Source organism: Microbispora sp. NPDC004025 (genome assembly GCF_053604425.1).
The window spans coordinates 91424-115951 of sequence record NZ_JBSGHN010000009.1 but is presented as its reverse complement, the minus strand read 5'-3'; the positions used below and the strand labels follow the sequence as shown (position 1 = coordinate 115951).

General features: G+C 73.9%; 24 protein-coding genes. 12 read left to right on the top strand and 12 right to left on the bottom strand.

Annotated features, from left to right (window positions below):
* Positions 1–40: 40 nt before the first annotated feature.
* Together ACWEQG_RS22715 and ACWEQG_RS22710 are read left to right on the top strand one after the other, a co-directional pair.
* Complete coding sequence (locus ACWEQG_RS22715) at positions 41–1048, top strand: hypothetical protein (RefSeq protein ID WP_452287458.1); 1008 nt, start codon at positions 41–43, stop codon at positions 1046–1048.
* Positions 1049–1262: 214 nt separating this feature from the next.
* Positions 1263–2144 carry an aldo/keto reductase gene (locus ACWEQG_RS22710; protein WP_452287456.1) on the top strand — a complete coding sequence of 294 codons (882 nt, stop codon included), beginning with the start codon at positions 1263–1265 and terminating at the stop codon, positions 2142–2144.
* Here the strand turns inward: ACWEQG_RS22710 and ACWEQG_RS22705 are convergent.
* Positions 2137–2994 carry an AraC family transcriptional regulator gene (locus ACWEQG_RS22705; RefSeq protein WP_452287454.1) on the bottom strand — a complete coding sequence of 286 codons (858 nt, stop codon included), beginning with the start codon at positions 2992–2994 and terminating at the stop codon, positions 2137–2139. The two genes, ACWEQG_RS22710 and ACWEQG_RS22705, sit on opposite strands and share 8 nt — an antisense overlap.
* 101 nt (positions 2995–3095) lie before the next feature.
* Between ACWEQG_RS22705 and ACWEQG_RS22700 the strand changes: the two genes are divergently transcribed.
* Complete coding sequence (locus tag ACWEQG_RS22700; protein WP_452287452.1) at positions 3096–4385, top strand: glycosyltransferase family 4 protein; 1290 nt, start codon at positions 3096–3098, stop codon at positions 4383–4385.
* Between the two features lie 16 nt (positions 4386–4401).
* Here ACWEQG_RS22700 and ACWEQG_RS22695 read toward each other — a convergent pair whose 3' ends face one another.
* Genes ACWEQG_RS22695 through ACWEQG_RS22685 form a run of 3 tightly spaced genes read right to left on the bottom strand, consistent with a single transcriptional unit; the run spans position 4402 to position 6483 of the window.
* The gene (locus ACWEQG_RS22695) at positions 4402–5664 is read right to left on the bottom strand and encodes a cytochrome P450 (protein ID WP_452287450.1); all 1263 of its coding nucleotides are present in this window, start codon (positions 5662–5664) and stop codon (positions 4402–4404) included.
* A gap of 1 nt (position 5665) precedes the next feature.
* Positions 5666–5866 (bottom strand): ferredoxin, encoded by a 201-nt coding sequence (locus tag ACWEQG_RS22690; protein ID WP_363474237.1) that lies wholly within the window; start codon positions 5864–5866, stop codon positions 5666–5668.
* Entirely contained in the window at positions 5863–6483 is a 621-nt protein-coding gene (locus tag ACWEQG_RS22685) for a helix-turn-helix domain-containing protein (RefSeq protein ID WP_363474235.1), read from the bottom strand. The genes ACWEQG_RS22690 and ACWEQG_RS22685 overlap by 4 nt, the downstream gene beginning before the upstream one ends.
* Before the next feature lie 115 nt (positions 6484–6598).
* Here ACWEQG_RS22685 and ACWEQG_RS22680 point away from each other — a divergent pair, with 115 nt between their 5' ends.
* The 5 genes from ACWEQG_RS22680 to ACWEQG_RS22660 all read left to right on the top strand — a co-directional run bounded on the left by ACWEQG_RS22680 (position 6599) and on the right by ACWEQG_RS22660 (position 13284).
* Positions 6599–7726 carry a sensor histidine kinase gene (locus ACWEQG_RS22680; RefSeq protein WP_452287448.1) on the top strand — a complete coding sequence of 376 codons (1128 nt, stop codon included), beginning with the start codon at positions 6599–6601 and terminating at the stop codon, positions 7724–7726.
* A gap of 211 nt (positions 7727–7937) precedes the next feature.
* Positions 7938–9089 (top strand): glutathione-independent formaldehyde dehydrogenase, encoded by a 1152-nt coding sequence (locus tag ACWEQG_RS22675; protein WP_452287446.1) that lies wholly within the window; start codon positions 7938–7940, stop codon positions 9087–9089.
* Positions 9090–9207: 118 nt separating this feature from the next.
* Positions 9208–10113 carry a D-isomer specific 2-hydroxyacid dehydrogenase family protein gene (locus ACWEQG_RS22670; protein WP_452287444.1) on the top strand — a complete coding sequence of 302 codons (906 nt, stop codon included), beginning with the start codon at positions 9208–9210 and terminating at the stop codon, positions 10111–10113.
* A gap of 161 nt (positions 10114–10274) precedes the next feature.
* Positions 10275–12416, top strand: coding sequence for an MFS transporter (locus ACWEQG_RS22665; RefSeq protein WP_452287442.1), 2142 nt, complete (start codon positions 10275–10277; stop codon positions 12414–12416).
* A gap of 184 nt (positions 12417–12600) precedes the next feature.
* Positions 12601–13284 carry an endonuclease V gene (locus ACWEQG_RS22660; RefSeq protein WP_452287441.1) on the top strand — a complete coding sequence of 228 codons (684 nt, stop codon included), beginning with the start codon at positions 12601–12603 and terminating at the stop codon, positions 13282–13284.
* Positions 13285–13326: 42 nt separating this feature from the next.
* On the opposite strand, the gene ACWEQG_RS22655 is transcribed toward ACWEQG_RS22660, so the two are convergent.
* The 4 genes from ACWEQG_RS22655 to ACWEQG_RS22640 all read right to left on the bottom strand — a co-directional run bounded on the left by ACWEQG_RS22655 (position 13327) and on the right by ACWEQG_RS22640 (position 16730).
* A complete protein-coding gene (locus ACWEQG_RS22655) occupies positions 13327–13635 on the bottom strand; it encodes a thiamine-binding protein (RefSeq protein WP_452287439.1) in 309 nt (102 codons plus the stop codon).
* A 50-nt stretch (positions 13636–13685) separates the two neighbouring features.
* Positions 13686–14171 (bottom strand): DUF6194 family protein, encoded by a 486-nt coding sequence (locus tag ACWEQG_RS22650; RefSeq protein WP_452287437.1) that lies wholly within the window; start codon positions 14169–14171, stop codon positions 13686–13688.
* A 133-nt stretch (positions 14172–14304) separates the two neighbouring features.
* A complete protein-coding gene (locus ACWEQG_RS22645) occupies positions 14305–15162 on the bottom strand; it encodes a universal stress protein (protein WP_452287435.1) in 858 nt (285 codons plus the stop codon).
* A 179-nt stretch (positions 15163–15341) separates the two neighbouring features.
* Positions 15342–16730 carry a cellulose binding domain-containing protein gene (locus tag ACWEQG_RS22640; RefSeq protein WP_452287433.1) on the bottom strand — a complete coding sequence of 463 codons (1389 nt, stop codon included), beginning with the start codon at positions 16728–16730 and terminating at the stop codon, positions 15342–15344.
* A gap of 224 nt (positions 16731–16954) precedes the next feature.
* Here ACWEQG_RS22640 and ACWEQG_RS22635 point away from each other — a divergent pair, with 224 nt between their 5' ends.
* The 3 genes from ACWEQG_RS22635 to ACWEQG_RS22625 are packed head-to-tail and all read left to right on the top strand — an operon-like array spanning position 16955 to position 21828.
* Positions 16955–18094 carry a carboxylate-amine ligase gene (locus ACWEQG_RS22635; RefSeq protein ID WP_452287431.1) on the top strand — a complete coding sequence of 380 codons (1140 nt, stop codon included), beginning with the start codon at positions 16955–16957 and terminating at the stop codon, positions 18092–18094.
* 6 nt (positions 18095–18100) lie between these two features.
* Entirely contained in the window at positions 18101–19882 is a 1782-nt protein-coding gene (locus tag ACWEQG_RS22630; RefSeq protein WP_452287429.1) for an N-acetylglutaminylglutamine amidotransferase, read from the top strand.
* Positions 19882–21828: a prolyl oligopeptidase family serine peptidase gene (locus ACWEQG_RS22625; RefSeq protein WP_452287427.1), complete on the top strand. Its 1947-nt coding sequence runs from the start codon at positions 19882–19884 to the stop codon at positions 21826–21828. The genes ACWEQG_RS22630 and ACWEQG_RS22625 overlap by 1 nt, the downstream gene beginning before the upstream one ends.
* Before the next feature lie 4 nt (positions 21829–21832).
* Here ACWEQG_RS22625 and ACWEQG_RS22620 read toward each other — a convergent pair whose 3' ends face one another.
* A complete protein-coding gene (locus ACWEQG_RS22620) occupies positions 21833–22042 on the bottom strand; it encodes a hypothetical protein (protein WP_169988874.1) in 210 nt (69 codons plus the stop codon).
* Positions 22043–22208: 166 nt separating this feature from the next.
* Positions 22209–22892 (bottom strand): hypothetical protein, encoded by a 684-nt coding sequence (locus tag ACWEQG_RS22615; protein ID WP_452287425.1) that lies wholly within the window; start codon positions 22890–22892, stop codon positions 22209–22211.
* Between the two features lie 17 nt (positions 22893–22909).
* Here ACWEQG_RS22615 and ACWEQG_RS22610 point away from each other — a divergent pair, with 17 nt between their 5' ends.
* The gene (locus ACWEQG_RS22610; protein ID WP_452287779.1) at positions 22910–23092 is read left to right on the top strand and encodes a hypothetical protein; all 183 of its coding nucleotides are present in this window, start codon (positions 22910–22912) and stop codon (positions 23090–23092) included.
* Positions 23093–23098: 6 nt separating this feature from the next.
* Here the strand turns inward: ACWEQG_RS22610 and ACWEQG_RS22605 are convergent, their stop codons facing one another.
* Together ACWEQG_RS22605 and ACWEQG_RS22600 are read right to left on the bottom strand one after the other, a co-directional pair.
* Positions 23099–23848 (bottom strand): sulfite exporter TauE/SafE family protein, encoded by a 750-nt coding sequence (locus tag ACWEQG_RS22605; RefSeq protein ID WP_452287423.1) that lies wholly within the window; start codon positions 23846–23848, stop codon positions 23099–23101.
* A 201-nt stretch (positions 23849–24049) separates the two neighbouring features.
* Positions 24050–24493, bottom strand: coding sequence for a protein-tyrosine phosphatase family protein (locus ACWEQG_RS22600; RefSeq protein ID WP_452287421.1), 444 nt, complete (start codon positions 24491–24493; stop codon positions 24050–24052).
* Positions 24494–24528: the final 35 nt, after the last annotated feature.

Below are 24528 nucleotides of genomic sequence, written 5' to 3'. Positions count from 1 at the left end.
ATGTAACTTACAGAATGTAGGTTAGCGAGAGGACATCACTGTGGAGCGCTCCGTACTGATCATGGGCGGGTCCGGCCAGGTGGGCGCGGAGACCGCTGCCCTCCTGCGCCGGTGGTACCCGGAGCTGCCGTTGACGATCGCGGCCCGCGATCTCGGCCGCGCCAGGCGGGTCGCCGACGAGCTCGGCGGCGCGACCGCCGTGACCATCGACGTGCGGCGGGACGGCCTCGGCCTCCAGCGGACCGACGGCTACTCGGCGGTCGTGGCAGCGGTGTGGGACAGCCACCTGAACGGACTGCGTTACGCACAAGACCGCGGCCTGCCGTACGTCGGCATCTCCAACGGCCTGGTCGACATCGGACCCGAGGTCGTCGCCGCCGGCCTGCGAGCCGGTGCGGCGCCGATCCTGCTGGCCAGCCACTGGTACGCGGGAATCGTCGTCCTCGCGGTGCTCAACCTCGCCGGGGAGTTCGACCGGCTCGACACCATCGAGGTCAGCGGCGTGCTGGACGAACAGGACGGCGGCGGGCCCGCGGCCGTGGCGGACGTGGCACGCCTGCTGGCCGCCACTTCGGCGGGGCCCGTCCGCCGCGACGGCGTCTTCGACTGGGTCAGCGGCCCCGACGCGCAGGTGGAGGTCACCAGCGTCGACGGCGCCGTGCTGCCCGGCCAGATCGTCCCCATCCTCGACGTGCCGAGCCTGGCCGTCGCGACAGGCGCGGCCAACGTCCGCGTCGCGTTCGCGATCGGTGAATCGGCAGGCAGGCGGCGCGGCGGGCCCGCGTCCGCGGAGGTCAGGATCGACCTTGAAGGCGTGGATCGCGTTGGCGCACCCCTCAGGACGAGCCGCTACCTCCTCCACCCGGAGGGGCAGACCCCTCTGACGGCGCTCGGCGTCGCCCTCGGCGTCGAGCGGCTGCTCGGCCTGCGCGGCGCCCCCGTGCAGCCCGGTCTCCACACCCCCGAGGCGTTGATCGACCCCGGCTACGCGGCCGAGCGGTTGGCGGAGATCGGCGCCACCTTCACCGGCGCGCACGGCGGTCACTGACTCCGCCGATCGAGAGTCGCGGGCGGGAAGGAGCGCAACGCGGTGAACGGTGCGTCAATCGGCGTACAGGCTCTGGTCGTGCCGGGCGGAGACCGCCCGGCGTTCGGCCGCGTCGAGGGCGGGGGCGAGCGCCGCGCGGAGCAGGCCGGCCTGCCATCGGCGGTGACGGCATCACGTGGTCCTCGGCCGCGCGTCTCACGACAAGGAGCGACACATGGGCACCACTGCGGCCGCCGCCGGCGGCGACTTCCTCCTGGGCGGCGACCTCCGGGTCGACCGCCTCGGCTTCGGCGCGATGAGGCTCGCCCTCGGCGGCTCCGCGCCCACCCCCGAGGCAGGCGTCGCGGTGCTGCGCCGCGCCGTGGAACTCGGCGTGAACCACATCGACACCGCGGGCTTCTACGGGTTCGGCGACCTCCACGCGCATGAACTGATCCGGGAGGCGCTGTCGCCCTACCCGGACGACCTGGTGATCGCCACCAAGGTGGGTCCGCTCTTCGCGGGCGGCCTGGCACCCGCGGGCCAGGCCGGCCCCGAACGGCTGCGCGCTCTGGTGGAGGACGACCTGCGCCGCCTCGGCCGGGACCGCCTCGATCTGGTCTACCTGAGAGTGGGCGGTATGGGCCCGGCCGGCGGCGAGTCGATCGGCGAACGCTTCGCCGCGCTCGCGGAGCTCCGCCGCGAAGGGCTGATCCGGCACATCGGCGTCAGCAATGTCGACACCGCCCAGCTCGCCGAGGCACGATCCATCGCTCCGGTCGCCGCGGTGCAGAACCACTTCCACATCCATAGCGCGAGCGATTCCGGCGTCCTGGCGACGTGCGAGCGGGAGGGCATCGCCTACGTCCCGTACTTTCCGCTCGGCGGAGGCGGGCAGCGGATCGACCACGCTCGTCTCACGGGCGTCGCCACCCGTCATCGGGCGACCACCGCGCAGGTCGCCCTGGCCTGGCTGCTGGCCACGTCACCGGTGACACTGCCCATCCCCGGAACCGGGTCCCTCGGCCACCTGACCGAGAACGCCGGCGCGGCCGGTCTCCGCCTGAGCGACGACGACCTCGCCGAGCTGGGCGGACGCGACCCGCGGGTCACCTGAGCGCGGCCGTCCATCGGGCCGGCGTGAGGCCGTAGGCCCGCTTGAACATGCGCGACATGTGCGCCTGATCGGCGAAGCCGGCGAGCTGGGCCGCCTCGGCCAGGGGCACGCCGTCGCGCAGCAGCCGGCGGGCCCGGTCGAGTTGCCGCATCGTGCGGAAGCGGGTCGGGCTGGTGCCGAACGCGACGCGGAACTGGCGCGCGACCGTCCACCTGTCCAGGCCCGATACCCGCTCGAACTCGGCGAGCGTGTGCCTGACCGCCGGGTCGTCGGCGATCAGGTCGCGCACGCGGGTCAGCGCCTCAAGCGCCAGAGCGGGCCGCCCGCCCGGCCGCGTGGAAGAGTGGCGCACGAGCGTGCGGACGACCCGCAGCGTGAGCGTCAGCCGCTCGACGTCGTCCAGGGGCTCGTCGATGTCCCGCAGGCACGCGGCGAGCGCGGGGTCGGCCTCCCGCCGCCCGATCACGGGGTCGGCGACGAACGGCAGCGGTCCACCGCCCAGCGCCTCCCGTACGAGGCGGGGGTCGAGGTAGATGATCCGGTAGCCGAACCCCTCGTCGGTGCCCGCCACGCCGTCGTGCGGTTCGTCGGGATGCAGGACGTGCCACTCCCCCGGCAGGCAGTGCCGCGGCTCGCCGCGGTAGCGGAACGTCTGCACGCCCCGCAGCGTCACCCCGATCGCGTACGTGTCATGCCGGTGGGTGGCGAACCCCTCACCCACCAGCGACGCCTCCAGCCGCTCGATGCCCTCCGCGCCGGAGCCGAACCGCAGCCGGTGGCCGGGCAGGGTCCCGCCGGCCGGCAGATGCCGGCGCAGGCCCGCGCCGGCGTCCGGTGATTCGTGCCGCACGCGCCGAGACTACAGGCGTCCGAGGCGGCCGTCCCGGGCCTGCCGGGCGCCGCGTGGGGGGCGTGTTGGCCGCGCGGGGCGTGAGGGACTAGGTTCGCGCCGTGCCCACCGACGATCACCCCTCCCCCGGCCTCCGGGTGTACGCCGTCTGCTCGGAGGTTCCGCCCGACGTGGTCGGCGGGCTCGGCCGGTACGCCGAGCGGATCATGGACGCCCTGCGTGACCGCGGCACCCCGGTCGTGGTCTTCGGGGCCGCCCGCCGGGGCTCGGCGCACCGGGTGGAGCGCCGGGGCGACGTCACGCTGCACCGGCTGCCCACCCCCGGGTACGGCCTCGGGGGCGGCTCCCGCGTTCCCGCGCCGGTTCGCCGCCTGGCCAGGGTCGCCGGGCTCCTCGCGTTCAACGTGCGGGCGGCCGTCCGGATCCTGCGAGCGGAGGCGGGGCGGACGGGGGCGGTCGTCGGCGTGCACGACTGGATGGGCTGCCTCGCCGGGCTCCTGTGCGGGGTGCTGGGCCGGCTGCCGGTCGTGTTCCACGTTCACACCCGCGAGCTGAACGCGCCCGGCGAGCGGCGCCGATCGGCGTACGCCGTCCTCCTCGACCTGCTGGAGACGGCGCAGGCCCGGACGGCACGCCTGATCGTGGTGCCGAGCGCCCGGATGCGCGACGACCTCGCGGCCCGCGGCTGGCCTGCCGGGCGGCTGCTCGTCGTGCCGCACGGCTACGAGGACCCCGGCCTGCTGCGGCTGGCGGGGCTGCCGGGCCACGAGCGCGACCGGATCCGGGCGGAGGTGCGGCGCCGCCACCTGCCCGGCGGGCGGGGCCGGCTCGTCGTGTTCGCCGGGCGGCCGTCGCCGCACAAGGGGGTGCACACGCTGATCCGGGCGGTGCCACGGGTCGTCGCCGAGCACGACGACACGCGGTTCGTGCTCGTCGGCGCCGCGGCGCCGCAGACCGACGACGCCGCGGCGGTGGCGCGGCTGGTCGGGCGGACGGGGACGACCGCGCACGTCGTCGCAGGCAACCGTTTCCTCCCGCCCGACGAGGTGTTCGCGCACTTCCTGGCCGCCGACGTCTGCGTCTTCCCGTCCGTCTACGAGCCGTTCGGTCTGGTCGCCGTCGAGGCGATGGCGCTCGCCCGGCCGGTGGTGGTCGGGCCCGGCTACTCGCCGGAGGTCGTCGGCGACGGGGCGCTGCGCTGCGCGCGCGACGACCCCGCCGAGCTGGCCGGCGCTCTGCTGCGTCTCCTCGGCGACGCCGGGGAGGCGGACCGGCTCGCCCTGCGGGGCGCCGCGTACGTGCGGGAGCGCTACAGCTGGGCGCGCACCGCCGCGCGCACTCTGGCGGCCTACGCCGAGGCGGCGCGGCCACGCCGGCCAAGCGCGCGCTGACCTCGCGGCGGCCCGGTCAGCCGATGCGGACCGGGAGCGTGCGCGGGCCCCGCACCTGACCGGGGGCCCAGGTCACCGCCGAGGGGTCGGCGAGGCCGAACACGGGAACCCGCTCCAGCCAGACCTCCAGGGCGACCCGGAGCTCCATGCGGGCCAGGTGGGAGCCCACGCAGCGGTGGATGCCGAGCCCGAACGCCGCGTGCCGGTTGATCTCACGATCGATGATCACCTCGTCGGCCCGGTCGAACTGCGCGGGGTCGCGGTTGGCGGCGGGGAACGACAGCAGGACCCAGTCGTCGGCCTTCATGTCGGCGCCGCGCCAGTTCATGTCCTCCTTGACCAGCCGCGCCATCGTGACCGGCGCGTACGCCCGGAGGAACTCCTCCATCGCGGTCGGCAGCAGCCCGGGCTCGGCCACCAGGCGCTCCCGGTCGGCCGGGGTCTTGGCCAGATGCCACAGCGAGGCGCCGATCGCGCTCCACGTCGTGTCGATTCCGGCGATGAGCAGCAGGGCGATCGTGCCGGCGACGTGCGAGGGTTCGAGCTTGCGGCCGTACAGCTCCACGTCGATCAGGTAGCTCGTGAGGTCGTCGCGCGGGTCGGCGACGTGGTCGCGGATCTGGGCGTACAGGTAGTCGAACAGCTCGTCCATGCGCGCCAGCCGCTCCTCCGGCGGCAGGTTGACGCCCTCCAGAGCGCTCTCCACGAACCTGCGGAACCGCGGGCCGTCCTCGGGCGGGAACCCCAGCATGTCGGCGATGACCCGCATGGGGATGTGCTGCGCGTAGTCACGGGCGGCGTCGACGACCTCGGCACCCTCGAACGAGTCGATCAGCGAGTGGCAGAACGCGCGTGTCGCCTCCTCCCGCCGCGCCACCTCCTTCTTGGTGAACGCCGGGAGCAGCAGCTTGCGCGCGTCGTGGTGGAACGGCGGGTCGGAGGAGATCGGCGGCACGGCCCCCACGGGCGCGATCTCCGCCGGCGGCCGGTAGTTGCTCATGATGATCGACCGCGAGGAGAAGCGCTCGGTGTCGTACGCGATCGCCGCGACGTCCTCGTACCGGGTCGGCAGCCACCCGCCGCCGAACCTGCCGGTGTGCGCGATCGGGCAGCGCGCCCGCAGGTCGTCCTGGATCGGGTACGGATCGGCGGCCCACTCGGGCTCCATGTGGGAGAAGTCGGTCGCCCAGTCCGACACCGGACCGGCGATGACCTCGTTGCGCGTGCCGACGGGCGGCTCCTGCCGGAAGTCGCGGGTGAAGCGGTCGTCGACGGTCATGTCAGGCCTCCTCGGCGAGGACGACCGCCCGTTCGGGGCAGTTGGCGGCCGCGACGCGTGCCGCCCGCTCACCGTCCGGCGGCACGATGCCGTCGCCGAGGACCCGCCCGTAGCCCTCGTCGTCCTCGCCGAACAACTCCGGGGCGAGGTCGTAGCAGCGGCCGTGTCCCTGGCACCGCTGCGGATCGATGGTCACTTTCACCGCGTGTTCCCCTTCGTGGAGGAGTCCGGCCGGATGGGGGCGAGCGCGGCCACCAGACGGGTGAGCAGCGCGCTCCAGTCCTCCTCGTCGACCGCGTGCTCGTCCGGCGGGACGAGCGCGCTGCCCAGTGCGAGCAGGAGACAGAAATGGGCGATCGCGGCGGGCGACAGCGCGGGGTCCAGTTCGCCGCCGTCCTGGGCGGCGCGCACGAGCCCGGCGAGCCGGTCGGCCCGGTCGCCGACGTAGCCGCGCATCGGCCGGGCGACGTCCTCGTCGCGACGGGCCGCGACCATGGCCTCGACGATGAGGTGACCGCCCGCGTCCCGGCGGCGCTGCAGCCTGCGCCCGACGGCGATCAGCAGGTCCGCGACGGGCCGGTCCGGGTCGGCGGCCAGCAGGTCGGCCAGCAGCCGCGGCCCGTGGGTGCGCAGCGCGGCGACCAGCAGCTCGGCCTTCGAGCCGAAGTGCGCGTAGAGTGCGCCGTTGCTCACGCCGGCGGCGGCGGCGATGTCGGCCACACGCGTGCCCTCGTACCCGCGCCGGGCGAACACGTCGGCGGCCGCGCGCAGCAGCCTCTCCCGTGTCTCGGCGGCGGTGACACCCGCGATCCGCCCCATAGCAGAATTAAATGATTGTTCATTTGATTGCGTCAAGACCGCGCATTCCTGCTGCCGAAACCCCGTCGAGGTGCCCGGCGTGACGACTGCCGGATAAAAGACGCAAACTGACAGAATGTGGAGTAAATGGGGTATAAATGATCGCTTCGTCGACGTAGCGCTGGCGGCGGCCGTTCTCGCCTTCACCATCCCCACCACGCTCATCGGCTACAGCTTCTCCCTCTGGGGCGGCGCCCCGGACGCGGCCGAGATCGTCGCTGGGATCGTCACCGCGGCGACCATGCTGGTACGGCGCCGCACCCCCTGGCCCGCGGTCATCGCCTCGGCCGCGTGCGCCTGCGTCACCGGGCAGGTCGTGCCGATGATCCTCGCCGCCTATTCGATGACGGCCGAGCACCGGATGCGCCGGTGGCAGTACGTCGCGCTGGTCCTGACCGTGGTCTACTTCGCCGTCGACTTCCGCAACCCCCACACCGACCATTCGGTCTACCTCAACGCCGTGCGCGCGCTGACTCTCATCTACCTGCCCGCGGTGGTCGGCACATGGGTGTACGACTATCGGAGGCTCATCCGGGAGCTGCGTCTCGGCGTACGCGAACGCGAGGAGATCGCCGCCTCCGAGGAGCGCCGCAAGATCGCCAGGGAGATGCACGACACCGTCACCCACGCGGTCACCACCATGGTGCTCAACGCCGGCATGGCCCGCGAGGCCACCGATCCCGGCGAGATCGGCGAGCTGACCGCGGTCATCGAGGACAAGGGCGTGCAGGCGCTCGACGAGCTGCGGCAGTTGCTCACCGTGCTCCGCCGCGAGAACGGAGACCTCGCCGAGGGCATCGAGGCGATCACCCGGCTGGTCGGCGAGGCGCGGGCGAGCGGGCTCCAGGTCGACCTGCACCTCGACGCTCCCCCGGGGACGCTGCCGAGACCGGTCTCGCACGCGTGCTACCGCCTGGTGCAGGAGGGACTGAGCAACGTGCGCAAACACGCGCCGGACTCCCGCGTGCGGGTCAGCTGCGAGGTCACCGGCGACCAGGTGGCGGTCTCCGTGGTCGACACGCCGGAGCACGCCCGGCCAGGCGGGAAGAAGGTCAGGGCCGCGCCCTCCCTCGGCGGGGGATACGGCCTGGCCGGAATCCGGGAGCGCGTCTGCCTCGCCCAGGGACGGTTCTTCTCCGGGCCGACCCCCGAGGGCGGCTTCGCGCTCGCCGCCCGCATCCCTCTCCGGGGCCCGGGCGGCTGACCCACCGATCACGGGCCGCACGGCCCCTCCCACGTGACCGGGCGCGGCCGGTCGCCCAGCCGCCACGCGGGCGCGCCGGTTTCCGCCCCGCCCGGCGGGGTACGGCCTCTCACACCGATACAGCGCACATCGGCCCGGGCCGCCGTCGCGGAGGCGCCGCGCCGCGTCTGTTCGCACGCGTCTTCCGAAACGATCGCCTTTGAGGGTAGCCATGAAAGCCGTGGTCTACGAAGGCCCCCGGCAGGTCAGCGTCACCACCGTGCCGGATGCCCGGATCGAGCGGCACACCGACGTCCTCGTCCGCGTTACCGCGTCCAACATCTGCGGCTCCGACCTGCACATGTACGAGGGCAGGACCAGCTTCGAGCCGGGCCGGGTCCTCGGCCACGAGAACCTCGGCGAGGTCGTCGAGATCGGGGACGCCGTCGACCGGGTCAAGGTCGGCGACATGGTGTGCCTGCCGTTCAACATCTCGTGCGGCTTCTGCGCCAACTGCGAGCAGGGCCTGACGGCCTTCTGCCTGACCACCAATCCCGCGTCGGGCCTGGCCGGCGCCGCGTACGGCTACGCCGACATGGGCCCGTACAACGGCGGCCAGGCCGAGCTGCTGCGCGTGCCGTACGGGGACTTCAACTGCCTCGTCCTGCCGGAGGACGCGTACGAGCGGCAGACCGACTACGTCATGCTGGCCGACGTGTGGCCCACGGGCTGGCACGCGACCATGCTCGCCTGTGTCCAGCCGGGCGACACCGTCGTGGTCTACGGCGCGGGCCCGGTCGGCCTGATGGCCGCCTACTCGGCCCTGCTCAGGAACGCGAGCGGCGTGATGGTCATCGACCACCATCCGGACCGGCTGAGAAAGGCGGAGGAGATCGGCGCGATCGCGATCGACGACTCCCGGTCCTCTCCCGTCGAGCAGGTCCTGGAGCTCACCCAGGGCCTGGGCGCCGACCGCGGCTGCGAGTGCGTGGGCTTCCAGGCACACGATCCGAAGGGCGCCGAGCGTCCCAACATGACGCTCAACGACCTGGTCAGGTCGGTGAAGTTCACCGGGAACATCGCCGTGGTCGGCCTGTTCGTCCCCCGCGACCCCGGCGGCGGCGACAAGCTCTACCAGCGGGGAGAGGTGGCCATCGACTACGGCACCTTCTGGTCGAAGGGCCAGACGATGAGCACCGGCCAGTGCAACGTCAAGAACTACAACCGCCAGCTGTGCTCCCTCATCCACGAGAGTGGCGCCCGGCCGTCCTGGATCGTCTCCCAGGAGCTCGACCTCGACGACGCGCCCGAGGCGTACGAGCACTTCGACGCGCGGGAAGAGGGCTGGACCAAGGTGGTCCTGCACCCGAACAAGATCGACTGACGGCGCGGCCTCCATGGCGGCGAGCCGGGCCGGTGATCGGCGGGCGCGGGCGGACCGTAATGTGGGGGGAAAGCCGCGGACGCGCGGGCGCCCGGCGTGACCAGGAGAGGACGGGCGCGTGCTCACCGTCTGCGTGGCCCCGGCGGACCCGCCGCTGATCGTCGAGTCGGTCCGCGCCGCCGGCGGTGAGGTCGTCGCGGATCCGCGCCGCGCGGAGGCGCTGGTCTGGACCGACTCGCGGCCCGAGGGCGTCCGGGAGTACCTGACGCCGACCGTGCGCTGGGTCCAGCTGCCCTCCGCGGGCGTCGAACGCTGGACCCGGGAGGGGCTCGTCGACTCCACGCGCGTGTGGTGCTCGGCGGCCGGAGCCTACGCTCCGCAGGTCGCCGAGCACGCCCTCGCCCTGCTGCTGGCCGGGGTGCACCGGCTGCCTGCCGCCGCCCGGAGCCGTACGTGGCGGCGCGACCAGCCGGGAACGCTGCGGGGCAGCACGGTGGCCGTCGTCGGCGCGGGCGGGATCGGCAGGGCCGTCGTCCCCGGGCTGCGCGCGCTCGGCGCGGGCGTCCTCGCGGTCAACCGCTCGGGCAGGCCGGTCGAGGGCGCGGCCGAGACCGTGCCCTTCGGGGGCCTGGCCGCCGTCTGGCCACGGGCCGACCACGTCATCCTGGCCGCGCCCGCCACCCCGCAGACGTACCGGATGGTCGGACGGGACGAGCTGCGCGCCCTGGGCCCGCACGGGTGGCTGGTCAACGTGGCGCGGGGTGAGCTCGTCGACACCGACGCCCTGCTCACCGCGCTGCGCGCCGGCGAGATCGGCGGCGCGGCCCTCGACGTCACCGACCCCGAGCCGCTGCCGGACGGGCACGGCCTGTGGTCCGAGCCGAACGTGCTGATCACCTCGCACAGCGCCAACCCGCAGACCCGCCTCACCGAGAGCCTCGCCGAGCGGGTGCGCGAGAACGTCGCCCGCTACCTGCGGGGGGAGCCGCTGCTGGGCCTGATCGACCCCGCGCGGGGCTACTGAGACGGCCGGACCTCGATCGGGGCGGGAGACACCCCGCCGCGGCACGGGCCGAGGCCGCGGGAGCCGGATGCACGGCCTCCGGCCTCTCGCGAATCCGACACGGATGGACGCGGGCCGGAGGCGGTTTGCGTGGACCGGGCGGTCGCGGCGAAGATCATCGGATGGCCTCCCCCAGCCTCCCGCGGTTCCCGCTCTTCGCGCTCGCCGCGACCGCCCTGTGCGCCTCCTTCTCGCTCGCCGACACGGCTCTGGTGACCGCCACCTGGAGGACCTCGCCACCGGTGGTCATCACCCTCGGCGGGATCGTGGAGCAGGCCGGGATCGTCCTGCTGGCGCTGCCGCTGGGAGTGCTGATCGACCGGGCGCGGCGGCGGGCGGTCATGGTGCTGTCGGCCCTGCTGGGAGCGGTGGCGGTGACGTCCGTCGCGACGGCCGGAACTCTCGGGTCGGCCGCCTGGCCGCATCTCCTCACGGTGACCATGGCGACGGGCGTCCTCGCGTCGGTGGCGGCGGTCGGCCAGGACGCGTACCTGCCGTCCGTCGTCCGGCGTGGGCGCCTGCTACCGGCGAACGCCCTGCTGACCGCGCTGCCGCAGATCGTCGTCGTGCCGGTCATGCTGACGGTGCTCGACTGGCCGGGCCTCACGTTCGCGTTCGCCGTCGGCCTGGGGCTGGCCGTGGCGGCGGCGCTGTTCCGCGGCGTCTCCGCCGCCGAGAGGCCACCGCCGCCGAGGGCGGGGCTGTGGCGGGAGGCGGCGGAGGGGATCCGTTTCACGGCCCGGCATCCGGCGCTGCGGGCCATCGCCCTCTATCTGCTGCTGTCGTCCTTGCTGTCCGAACTCGGCGACGAGGTGACCGACGAGGCGCGGGCGACGGCGTTCTACGGCCTGAGCGCGACACCGATCGAGTACCCCGTGCGACTGGCGATCGCGTCGGCCTACGGCCCTGTCGTCCTCGGGGCGCTGCTGGCGGTGCTGCTGCACCGGAGGCTCGGGGCCTTCCGGCTGGCCTTGTGGGCCCTGCTCGTGAGCGGGCCGTTCACCCTGCTGCTCGCTCTGTCCGCACCCGGGCCGGGGTCGATCTGGTACGTCCTCGGCGCCACCGTCCCGGCGACCGGGAGGGTGATCGCCGCCGTCGCCCTGCTCAGCCACCGGCAGGCCGTCACGCCCAACCGGCTGCTCGGCCGGGCGGGCGGCCTGCTGCTCCTGCTCACCACTGTCGCCGACGAGGCGGGGAAGTTCCTGGAGTGGCCCGCGGAGCGGCTGGCCGAGCTGGGCGGCGTCACGCCGCCGGCGATCGCCACCGCCGCCGCGCTCGCCGCCGCCGTCCCGCTGCTGCGGGCCAGGCGGTCCGCGGCCGACCTCGATGCCGAACCGGCCGAGGAATCCGGCCCTGCCGACGGCCAGGCCACCGAGTGGCCGCCCTCGGCGATCGCCGGCGCCGTCCGGCGAGCCGGGCCGCCGCTCGCGGTGCTCGCGCTGCTGGCCACGCTGCCGGCCGCCGACCTCGCGTACGGCCGCGTCACCACGGCCGCCCAGTGCGCGCCCCGGTACGGCGACGCGGCGAGGGTGCCGACCGGCGAACGGGCGTTCATCTGCGGGGTGCGCCGCAGTGGCCGTTTCACGACGGTTTCCGACCGGGACCTGCTGGCGTACGGGCGGGCGATGTGCGAGGTCTACCCGGGCCCGCACGCCGACGAGGGGTTGATCGCCCCCATCTGTCCCCCGGCCGCCACGAAGATCCAGGCGGCGATCGACGCCGAGGAGGCCGAGTATCGGGCGCGGGAGGCCGCCGACCAAAAGGTGTGCGACCGCTCCCGCCACCGGCCGCTGATCAGACCCGTACGCGTCGCCCGCGAGCGGACGTGGACCGACTACGGCGTCCTGGAGTCCTTCGAGTACGACGAGAGCATGCCGTCGGACCCGTTCGACGACGGCCTGCTGGACACGGCGCAGAACGACGATCTTGTCGCCGCCGTTCCGGGGCACCTGATGATCCTCAGCCACTCCGACTACGACATTTGTGTGACCACGGAGACCTACCGCACGAGGCCCCCGGTAGAAGTGAAGGGCTGGCACCGGGTGGTGGAGATCGGCTACCGGAGCCCCACCGGCCACATCGAGCTCAGGGACCCGATGGGGGGAGAGCCCCTGCCGAATCTGGCGTTCCGCGGCAAGGGCCGTTACCGGATCCGCGTCCACTACCGGCAGCCGGACTGGGAGGCGGGGACGCCTCAGCACCTTCTGATCATGGTGTTCCCCGGCCGGAGCGACCGCGTGGTCGAGCACCGCCGCTCACGATGAGCCGGGGGCGCGGTTTCGATCAGGGCGACCTTCGCGGACGGCCCGGACATGGTGGACGGCGTGATGGTCTCCTGCCGTGGCCAGCCTGCCCGAATGGCCGCGCGCCTTCATGCGCGTGCTGGAGGGCGCGAGCGTGCCGGTCTGAGGTGACTCGACCGGGCCGCCGGGGCGTTATGGTCGCCGCATGGAGGTCTGTGCCGTCACCGCCCCGGCCACCGTCGAGGAGGCGGAGGCGATCCAGGACGCCCTGCGGTCCCGGCTCGACCTGACCGGCCCCGGTCCCCGTGACCCCGCCCTGGTCGCGGGGGTGGACGTGGCCTACGCCGAGGACCTGCTGGCCGCCGCGGTCGTCGTGCTCGACGCGGCGACCCTGGACGTGGTCGAGCAGGTGACGGTGCCGGGACGGGCCGCCTTCGACTACGTGCCGGGCCTGCTCGCCTTCCGCGAGCTGCCCAGCCTCGTCGAGGCGCTGGAGCGGCTCACCGTCACGCCCGATCTGATCGTCTGCGACGGGTACGGCCTGGCGCATCCCCGGCGGTTCGGTCTCGCGTGCCACCTCGGCGTGCTCACCGGGCTGCCCACGATCGGCGTCGGCAAGACGGCCTTCGTCGGCTCCTTCGGGCAGCCCGGCCGGGAGCGCGGCGCGTGGAGCGACCTGCTGCTGGACGGCCAGGTGACGGGCCGGGTGCTGCGCACCCGGGACGGCGTCAAGCCGGTCTTCGTCTCCGTCGGCCATCGGGTCGACCTGGAGACCGCCTGCCGGCACGTGCTCGCCCTGACCCCGCGTCACCGGCTCCCCGAGACGACGCGCGCCGCCGACCGCCTGTCGCGCGCGGCGCTGAAGACCGCCATGGCGGCCTCCCCCTGACGACCCGCCGTACGCGGCGGTGCGGCGCGTCCGCGGCCGTGATCAGGACTGGCGCTCGGCGAGGTGGCGCTCCACCGTGGCGACCTTGGCGTCGAGCCTGCCCTGACCCGCTCGGGCGTCGGCCTTGAGCACCAGGCTGACGCGGGAGCAGCGGGCCTCGACGGCGGCGACGGCGTCCTTGACTACGCCGAGCACCTCGTCCCACGTCTCCCCCTCGACCGTGGTGAACATGGCGTCGGTGCGGTTGGGCAGCCCGGACGCGCGGACCACGCGCACCGCCTCCGCCACCGCTTCTCCGACATCCTCACCGGCGCCGATCGGCGTGACGCTGAACGCGACGAGAACCGACACGAGACCTCCTCGAAGATCGCATCTGCGGGGTCACGGTAACACCCGCCGGGTCACGCGCGGGTGGCCTGCTCACCGGTCCTGTGGCGGGCGGCCGCGCGGGCGTGCGCGCCGGTCAGGAGGGTACGCACCCGCTCGGCCGTGGCGTCGCCGGGGTTGAGCACGCAGATCCAGGACTGGGCGGCGTAGACCGGGTGAGGCAGGATCCGGTCCGGTGCGCGGTAGTCCACCGTTTCATGGTGGGCGGGGTGCGCGGCCGGCGGATAACCGAGCAGCTCCTCGAACACGGCGCGGCCGACGCCGATGTTGACCCGGAAGACGCCCGGCCGGTTCAGGTCGGAGGCGGTGTCGAACCCCTCGTAATCCGTGACGACGATCGTGGCGAAGGGCATCTGCCGGTTGGCCGGCACGTCGTCGGGGTCGTAGTAGAAGAAGGTGTCTCCCCACGCGGCCCGCGGGGCGCCGTTGTCCTCGCCCGCGGTGAAGGCGACGACGCCCGGGAGGCCGGTCGTGAATTCGATGACGTCGTTCTCGGTCACACGAGGTCCTTTTCTCGCTGGATTTCCTCCTTCAAGTGTCCCATTCAAGTCCTTTGTGAGACTTTTTCGGGGAAGCCGCTGCTCGGCCGTCACCGACTCTCAACTCGCCGATGAGGCCTCTCGCGCACCGGTCTCAGCTCCGGGGAGGCCGCACCACCGCGACGGCGCAGTGCGCGTGGTGCAGGACCGCCCGGCTCACCGAGCCGAGCACCGCCGCGCCGACGGCTCCCCGTCCCCGCGACCCCACGACGAGCAGGTCGGCCTTCTCCCCCGCCTCCGCCAGCGCGGCGACCGGGTGCGCGCACACGGCCCGCATCTCGGCGCGGACGTCGGGGTAGCGGTCCCGGTGGGCCCGCAGCATGTCCGCCACGTAGTCCTCCTGGGCCTTGCGCACCTCGTCGACGTCGTAGGTGATCTCGGGCGCGAAGGCGTGCACCGGAAGCTGCCAGGCGTACAGGGCGAGCAGACGGCAGTCGCGCAGCCGGGCCTCCTCGAAGGCGTAGGTCAGCGCCGTGCCGGCCTCGTCGGAGCCGTCGACACCGGCGACGACCAGCCCGTGGGGCGCCGACACCCCGGGACGCACCACGACGACCGGGGCGTCGACCTGGCCCGCGACGTGCATGCTGACCGATCCGAGCAGCATGCCGGCGAACCCGCCGTGTCCCCTGCTGCCGACCACGATCTGCGCCGCGTTCCCGGCCTCCTGACGCAGCACCCGGGACGGGTCGCCCTCGATCAGGGCGGTGGTGACGCGGACGGCCGGATGGGTCTCCCGAACGGCCTGCTCGGCCTCCTCCAGGATCCGCCGGCCCGCCCGGTCGAGCTGGTCCTCCACCGGGATGGGATAGCGCGCGATCTCGTACGGCAGGCGGTCCACCGCGTGGACGATCCGCAGCGGCAGGCCCTTGCGCGCCGCGTCGCCCGCGGCCCACTCCACCGCGGCGGTCGCGGCGCGCGATCCGTCGGTGCCCACGATGACGGGTTGGGTCATGGCTCCTCCTTCTGCTCCTGCCCCCATCCGACCCCCTGCGCCCCGTCAGGGGCAGGGCCGCTGGTCCCGCCGCCGCGGGACCTTTCTCCTCCCGCGGGTGCGGCGCCCGGGACAGGGGTGGAAGCCGGAGCGAGGCCGGCCCCCTCACCGCCGTCCGGGGGCGGCGAGCCGGCCGGAGGTCAGGAGCAGGTGATGCCGCTCGCCCCGGGCGTGGAGGGGCCGGACGCCTGGAAGCCGAAGCTCGCCGACGCGCCGGGCGCGAGGCTCCTCGCCCACGAGGGCGCCTTCGCCGTCCAGCGGGCGCCGCCGGTCGTCACGGTCGCGCTCCAGGCGTTGACGAGGCTCACCCCGGACGGCATGTCCCAGGCGACCGCCCAGTCCGTCCAGGCCGCGGCGCCGGTGTTCTTGACCGTGACGTTCGCCGTGAACCCGCCCTGCCAGGAGCTGGCCACCTGGTAGGTCACCTGGCAGTTCCCGGGCTTGGCCGAGGGAGACGCGCTGGGCGAGGCGGACGGGGACGCCGACGGGGACGCCGACGGCGAAGCAGAGGGCGAAACGGACGGGGAGGCCGACGGGGAGGCCGACGGTGAGGCGGACGGCGAGGGCGAGGGCGACCCGCTGGGCGTCGTCGTGGTGTAGCTCGCCTCCGTGTAGTCGGTGCCGCACTGCGATCCGCAGGACGCGGGCAGGGCGAAGGTGTAGACCCGGCCGCCGTTCACCAGCGCGTCCGACGCGTCGCGCACCCGGATCTGGAAGCGGGTGGCGCCCTGCGTGACCCCGCCGATGATGTACGACTGGCCCATGTCGGAGTTCATCTGGGCCTGCTTCCAGGCGCCGTCGGCGTAGTACTCCACCCCGTGGATGCCGTTGGGCAGGTGGGAGACCGCGATGGCGGGCCACCACGCCTGCGCGCCCTTCATGAACCCGATGCGGATGTCGCCGCTGTAGCCGGGCGCCGGGACGAACGACCAGGTCACGTGGCGGTTGTTCCAGTGGTTGGGGTACATGTCCCCGACGGGCGTCCCGTTCTTGGCGAACCTGTTGAGCGAGGGCTTGGACAGGTCGAGGTGGTAGCGGTCGTCGCGGCACCAGCCGTTGGGGTCGCCGCAGCTGTCGGCGACGATCATAGTCAGCGTGGCGCCGTTGTAGGCGTCGGAGACCCACGAGCCGTTGCGGCAGAACGGCTGGCCGGCTCCGCCGTCGTTGACGCCCGTGCAGTAGTCGGAGATCGTCACCTTGACGTACCGGCCGCAGTTGAGGCCGTTGTTCCACAGCCCGGCCTTGGACGCGTTCGCCCCGGTCAGAGGCCGGGGGTAGAAGGCGTAGTCCCCGGGGGTGTCGTACACGTTGAGCGCGACGAAGTCCTGCGAGTCCAGCTCCGACTGCGGGATGCCGCAGCCGCCGTACGGCGAGCCGAGGGCGTCGAAATAGGTCGCGTTGCCGGTCACCGGCGCGGGTGGGTCGTCGACCGCCCCGGCCGGCGTGGCGGCGGGCCAGGCGGTCAGCAGCACCGCGGCGACGGCGGCCGCCCAGACGCGGCGTCGGAAGGAAGATGCGCGGCCGTTCATCGGGCTCCCTGCGCTCGCGGTCGGCTCGGAACGCGGCGATCGTGGCCGGGTGGCCCCTTCGCGTCAAGGTCTCGGCCGGGCGGCCCCATCGGTGGGCGCGGTGAGCTGGGCGACCCTCCGGTGAGGACCTGTAACTTTCATCACCATGCCAAACCAGAGAAGTGCGTAAGCCGACTTTCGGGGCAGAGGACACGAAAGCACTCATCAGCCTGGGGAGCGGTCATATGACGGATTTCGCGCGGGACATGGCGGTCGGCGTCGAAGAGGAGTTCCACGTCGTGGACCTGGCAACACGACAGCCCGTCCCGCGCGCCGGTCTGCTCCTCCAGCAGTTGCCCCCCGACCGGTTCACCCAGGAGCTGCAACGCTCGGTCGTGGAGGCCAACACGCGCCCGGTCACCAGGCTGGAGGACCTGTCGCGGGAGCTGACCGGGCTGCGGGCCGACGTGGTCGCGGCGGCGGACGGCCTGGGCCTGGGCATCGTCGCCGCGGGGACGGTCCCGCTGGTCGACCCCGAGACGATGAAGATCTCCCCCGATCCGCGTTACGAGCAGATGCTGGCCGACTACCAGGCGCTCGCCCGCGAGCAGCTCATCTGCGGCACGCAGGTGCACGCGGAGGTGCGCGACCGCGACCTGGCGGTGGCCGTGACGCACCGGCTGGCTCCCTGGCTGCCGCCGCTGCTGGCCCTGAGCTGCAGCTCGCCGTACTGGATGGGCGCCGACACCGGATACGCGAGCTTCCGGTCGATGGTGTGGCAGCGGTGGCCCACCGCCGGGCCGGCGGCGCGGTTCGAGTCGGCCGAGGAGTACGACGCGATGGTGGACGAACTGGTGCGGTCGGGGGTGATCAGCGATCCCGGCATGCTCTACTTCGACGTCCGGCCGTCGGCGCACGTGCCCACGGTCGAGCTGCGGGTGTGCGACGCCTGCCCCCGGGTGGACGACATCGTGCTGATCGCCGGGCTGTTCCGCGCGCTGGTCGCGCGGGAGCTGGACGCCCTCGCCGCCGGCGGTTCGCCCGCCGCGGCCGAGGAGTCCGTGCGTACGGAACTGGTGCGGGCCGCCTCCTGGCGGGCCGCGCGTTCGGGACTGGACGGCGAGCTGGTCGACCCGGTCGAGGGCGTGCCGGGGCCGGCCCGCGAGGTGATCGGCCGGATGCTGACAGGGCTGCGGCCACAACTCGAGGAGTCCGGCGACTGGGCGCTGGTCTCGTCCCTCGCGGAGCGGGCCCTGGCGGACGGCGGCTCGGCCGCGCGGCAGCGTGAGGCGTTCCGGCGCGGCGGCCGCCTGACCGACGTCGTGGACCTCCTCCTCGCCGAGACGAGGTCCGGAGACCGCCGGCTCGCTGGGGCCGGGAGGTAGGACGACATGTGCGGACTGAGCGGCGAGATCCGGTTCGACGGGCGGCGCGCCGACATCGGCGCGGTGGGCAGGATGACCGACGCGATGCACGATCGCGGCCCGGACGGCTCGGGCCTGTGGTCGGAGGGCCCGGTCGCCCTCGGCCACCGGCGCCTGAAAATCATCGACCTGTCGGACAAGGCGGCCCAGCCGATGGCCGACCCCTCCCTCGGCCTGGCCGCGGTCTTCAACGGCTGCCTCTACAACTACCGGGAGCTGCGCGAGGAACTGCGGGACGAGGGATACCACTTCTTCTCCGGCTCCGACACCGAGGTCCTGGTCAAGGCGTTCCACCACTGGGGACCCGACTGCGTGCGCCGCTTCGCGGGGATGTTCGCCTTCGCCGTCTTCGAACCGGCCACGGGCCGGCTGACGCTCGCCCGCGACCGCCTCGGCATCAAGCCGTTGTACGTGTCCGGGGACGGGCGGCGGCTGCGCTTCGCCTCCACCCTGCCCGCGCTGCTCGCCGCGGGCGAGGTGAGCACCGACATCGACCCGGTCGCGCTGCACCACTACATGACCTTCCACTCGCTGGTGCCCGGCGAGCGCACGATCCTCACCGGCGTGCGCAAGCTGCCGCCGGCGACCGTGCGCACGGTCGAGGCCGACGGGACGTCCCGCGACACGGTCTACTGGGACCCGCCCTTCACCCGGCTGCGGCAGTACGAGGGGATGGACGCGCACGACTGGCGTGAGGCCGTGCTCGACCGGCTGCGCGCCGCCGTCCGCAGGCGGATGGTCGCGGACGTGCCCGTGGGCGTGCTGCTGTCGGGCGGCCTGGACTCCAGCGTCATCGTGGCGCTGCTGGCCGAGGAGGGTCAGCGGGACCTGTCGACGTTCAGCATCGGGTTCCACGCGGCCGGCGGCGACGCGGGCGACGAGTTCCGCTACTCCGACCTGGTCGCCGAGCGCTTCGGCACCGCCCACCACCGCATCCTCATCGAGGACTCCCGGCTGCTGTCCGGCCTGCCGGAGGCGGTGCGGGCGATGAGCGAGCCGATGGTCAGCCACGACTGCGTCGCCTTCCACCTGCTGTCCGGGGAGGTGGCCGGGCACGTCAAGGTGGCGCAGTCCGGGCAGGGCGCCGACGAGGTGTTCGCCGGGTACCGCTGGTTCCCTCCCGTGGCCGCCGTGCCCCGCGAGGGCGCCTTCGCCGCGTACGCCAGGGCGTTCTTCGACCGGCCGCACGAGGACCTGGCCGGCATCGTCGCGCCCGCCCACCTGGCCGGGGAGGACGAGAGCGCCCGCGTCGTCCGCGACCACCTCGACCGGCCGGGCGCCGGGACCGCGATCGACGCCGTCCTGCGGCTGGAGACCCGGCTGATGCTCGCCGACGACCCGGTCAAGCGGGTGGACAACATGACGATGGCCCACGGTCTGGAGGCCCGCACGCCGTTCCTCGACCACGAGCTGGTCGAACTGGCGGCGGCGTGCCCGCCCGAGCTGAAGCTCGCCGGAGGTGGCAAGGGCATCCTCAAGGAGGCCTCGCGGGCGCTGCTGCCGCGCGAGATCGTCGACCGGCCGAAGGGCTACTTCCCGGTGCCCGCGATCCGGCACATCGACGGGCCCTTCCTCGACCTGGTGCGCGACGCGCTCACCGCGCCCGCCGCCCGCTCCCGGGGCCTGTTCGATCCGGCGTACGTCGCGAGACTGCTGGACGACCCGGGGGCCGACCGCGCCACGACGGGGGTCAACACGCTGTGGCAGCTCGGGCTGCTGGAGATGTGGCTGCAGTCGCAGGGAATCTGATGGCGGACTACCTCCTCGGCACCGAACTCCCCGACGCCGTGTCCCACGACACCGCGTTCCCGGAGGCCGCGTTCCCGGAGGCCGTGTTCCCGGGAGCCGCCTTCCTGAGGGCGTGGGACTGCCGGACGCCGGCCCTGGCCCCGGACCGCGGCGCCGTCGCGTACGTCAGCGACCGGGACGGCACGCCGCGGGTCTGGGTCCAGCCGACGCGGCCCGGCGCGGGGGCGCGGGCCGTCGACACCGGGCCCGAGCCGGTGGCCGAGGTGAGCTGGTCGCCGACCGGCGAGCGGCTGGCCGTGCTCGTGGTGCCCGGCGGCGGTGAGCACACCCAGGTCTGGACGGTCCGGCCGGACGGCGGCGACCTGCGGCCGCTGGCCGCGCCCGAGGGCGGGTCCGCCTGGTTCGTCCGGTGGACCGGCCGGGGCGACCTGCTGCTGGCGGCCGAGGTCTCGGCGGCCGGGCCGGCCGAGGCCCTGCTGGTCGACGCGGGCACCGGGAGCCGGGAGACCGTCGCGGCCGGGCCGCTCGTGCATCCGGAGTCGGTGAGCCGCGACCACGCGCGGGTGCTGCTGCGCCGCGGCCCGAGGGGAATGCGGCGCATGTACCTCAGGGACCTGACCCTGGGCGGCACGGAGCAGCCGCTGCTGGCGGACCTGCCCGGCTCGACCGACTACGGCGTCCTGTCCCCCGACGGCGAGACCGCCTACCTGCTGTCCGACGCGGGCCGGGACCGCGCCGCGCTGGTGGCGGTGAGCCGGGGCGGCGGCCCGGTGGTGCTGGCCGAGCGCCCGGACGCCGAGCTGGACCGCTTCGCGCTCGGCGCGGACGGCCGCCGTCTGGTGCTGGTGTGGAACGTCGCGGGCCGCTCGGAGCTGGAGGTGCTGGAGCCGGGCGACGGCGGTCACGGCTGGGGGCACGCCGGGGGCGTCGCCGACACCGCCCTCGTCACCGGCGGGGCCGCCGCCGACGCCGCCGGCAGCCCGATGCGGCGCCCGCTGCCCCCTCCGCCGGGTGAGCTGGTGACCTCGATCAGGGTGTCGCTGGACGACCGGATCGCCGTGCTGGCGGTGGAAGGGCCGGCCCAGCCCGCACAGGTGGTGTCGTGCGACCTCGACACGGGCCGGTATCGGACGCTCGCCGGGGCGGGACGCGTCGCCGGGGCCGTTGACGCCGAGCTCGTGCGCGTTCCGGCCCGCGACGGGCTGGAGATCTGCGGGTGGCTCTACCGCCCGCCCGGCGCGCGAGGCCCGGCGCCGTACGCGCTCTTCCTGCACGGCGGGCCGGAGGACCAGGAGCGGCCCGCGTTCACCCCGCTGTACCAGTGCCTGGTGGCCGCCGGGATCGGCGTCTTCGCGCCGAACGTGCGCGGCTCGGCCGGGTTCGGCCGGGCCTTCCGCGAGGCCGACAACCACGCGCTGCGGTTCCGCGCCATCGACGACGTGGCCGACTGCGCCGCGTTCCTGGTGCGGACCGGCCTCGCCGACCCCGTCCGGATGGCCTGCATGGGCTGGTCGTACGGCGGCTATCTCACGCTGGCCGCGCTCGTCACCTACCCCGGGCTCTTCCGGGCCGGGGTGGACGTGTGCGGCATGGCCGACTTCGCCACCTTCTACGAGCGCACCGAGCCGTGGATCGCCGCGGCCGCCGTGAGCGAGTACGGCCATCCGGAGGCCGACCGCGATCTGCTGCACGCGCTGTCGCCCTTGCACGCCTTCGACCGCCTGGCCGCTCCCCTGCTGGTGGTGCACGGCGCGCGGGACACCAACGTCCCGGTGTACGAGGCCGAACAGGTCGTCGGCGCGGCCCGGGCCCGCGGGGTGCCCTGCGAGCTGCTGCTGTTCGAGGACGAGGGGCACGAGATCCGGCGGCGGGTCAACCGCGTCACGTTCGTGCGGCGGGTCACCGAGTGGCTCGGACGCCACCTCACCTGCCCGTCGGCCGCCTGAACGGTCAGCGCGACTCGTGCAGCCGCGCCAGGTCGCTCTCCATCTTGGCGATGACCCGCTGGTACCCCTCCCACCCGTACTGCCGGAACAGCTCGGACTTCAGGCGCAGCGTCTCCTCCTGCACCGCCTCTGGGCCCTGGCGGCGTATCGCGTCGAGCGCGAGACGCGCCCGCCGCTCTCGGTCGGTGGTCCCGGCGAGATCCTCGCGTCTCATCTCAGGAGTAGGCATGGGGCTCTGCCCTCCGGGTCTGGACGAACGGTGCCTACACCTGACGCGCCTGCGGCACCGGAGGTTGACGGCCCCGGCAAAATCTTCGCCGGGGCGTTATCGAGACGCACGGTGCGGGCGCCCGCACCGCCGGGGACACCGCGCCGGGCGGTCAGGGCGCCTCGCCGCCGGGAACGTCGACCGCGATCTCGCCGCCCAGCCGGTGCCCCTCGCCGAGAACGAGGTTGTCGCCGCTCCAGAACCTGCCGGGGTCGTACCAGTTCGGGCGGCGGCCCTCGGGCAGCAGGCCCATCGCCTCGTAGGTCACGGCGACGACCTCCGCGCAGTAGGCGGTCTCCAGTGCCCTGTCGCGGGCGGTCCGCCGCTCCGCGTTCCGGAGCCCGCGCCACGCCGCGGGCCGGAGCGCGGGGAGCCGCCCGCGGAGCCAGCGTCCCGCCAGGCGGGCCGTGGACGGGAACGGCGTGCCGTCCAGCCGCGCGATCGTCCGCAGGACGGCGTCCTCCATCTCCCTGCTCGCGCCCGGCTCCAGCTGGCGCAGCCAGGCACGCTGGCCGTACCTCGCGGCCCAGACGCAGACCGCGTCGCGCATGTCGTGCAGCTGGACGCCGCGCTGGTGGGTGCCCGACCACATGTCGGGCAGCGACCGGCCGAGTTCGGCGTGCCACATGAGCGGCGGCAGATCCTCGATGACCACCGCCATGCCCACGTGGTTGACCGGGCTGTTGGTGGTGACCTGGATGGCGCGGTCCGGGACGCTGCGTCCTCGGAACACCCAGACGTCACCGGTACGGGCCAGTTCGAGTGCCTTGTCGAGGCTTATGCGCGTATGAGCCACGGCAGTAGCCTAGGCACATGCGGTGGTGGAAGATACTCGGTCTGGCGGCCTTCACGGGTGTCGCGGCGACCGGTGTGGTGATCGCCCGGGCCGAGCGCCGCAGGCGCGCGTACACGCCGGAGGAGATCCGGGATCGCCTGCGCGCCCGGCACGCCGAGGCCGTCGCGGCGGACGCGTCCCCCGGCACGCCCTCTCGGTGAACCCGCTCAGCCGCCGTACACGTCGACGCCGAGCTTGACCGCGACCGCGAGACCGCACAGGGCCGCGGTGAGGCGCAGCGTGTCGCCGGGCAGGCGGCGGGCGACCGCCGGGCCCAGCCACCCGCCCACGAGGAACCCCGCCGCCAGGGGTCCGACCGCCGCCCAGTCGACCGGACCGAACAGGGCGAACCAGACGGCCGCGACGGCGTTCGCGAACGCTCCCACGACGTTCTTGACCGCGTTGACCCCGGCCGCGGGGCGGTCGAGCGCCGCGGCGAGCACGGCGAACATCATGATGCCGCCGGCCGCGCCGAAGTAGCCGGTGTAGACGGCGACGCAGAAGGCGCCCACGCGCAGGGCCAGGCCCTTCTCCCCGCCGAGGTGCACCCGTCCCGCGCGGGGCGGGCGCAGCAACAGCAGCAGCGAGGCGCCCGCGATCAACCATGGGGCGACCGCCTCGAACGTCCGCGACGGCGTGACCAGCAGCAGCGCCGCGCCCGTCGCCCCGCCCAGCGCGGTGGCGAGGCCGAGCCGGGCGAGAAGACGCCCCTGCCCCGCCAGTTCCGGCCGCGACCCGGCCGCCGCCCCCACTCCGGTGAACATCAGCGCGACCGTGTTGGTGACGTTCGCGGTGAGCGGCGGCAGGCCGAAGGCCAGCAGCGCGGGGTACGACACGATCGAAGCCAGGCTCACGACCGTGCTGACGATCCCGGCGACCAGGCCGATCCCGGCCAACCCGAGCACGTCGACAAGCACAAGGGAACCCAACCATACGGATTTCGGACAGCCGAAACCGGCCTCCCGGTCGGCGCGCAACACACCCGCATCGCGCTCGGGGGACCGGGCCCGGCCACGCCTCGCCCGCTCCCCTTCACGTCCGTGCTCTTCGCGCGCGGCGCCGTGGTGACCCTCACGGCGCTCCGGGCGCTGTCCGCCTCGCGGGCGGCGCCGTCTTCGTCAGGAGCCGGGGAACCGCAGCACCCAGCGGCGCTGCCAGGGCGTCTCGACGGCCTTCGGGTGATACTCGGCCCGCGCCCAGGCGACGGCCTGGTCGGCGGGCAGGCCCGACAGGACGGCCAGGCACGCGATGACGGTGCCGGTGCGTCCCACTCCCCCGCCGCAGGCGACCTCCGCCCGGCGGCCCGCCCGGGCGTGCTCGTGCAGCTCGCGGATGCGGCCGATCGCCTGCTCCCGGTCGCGGGGCAGCAGGAAGTCGGGCCAGTCGATCCACTCGTGCGTCCACAGGAGGGCCTGATCGTGCTTGCGCCTGAGCCGCGGGCCGCCGAGGTAGAGGCCGTACTCGGGCGGCTCGCCCGCCGGGGCGGGGCGCCACAGCCCGCGTCCGCGGACCCAGGTGCCGTCGGGAAGGCGGATCGCGCCGGTGAGACGAGTCGTGGGCATGCCCCATTGTGCCTCCGCCATGGCGGCAAGATCAC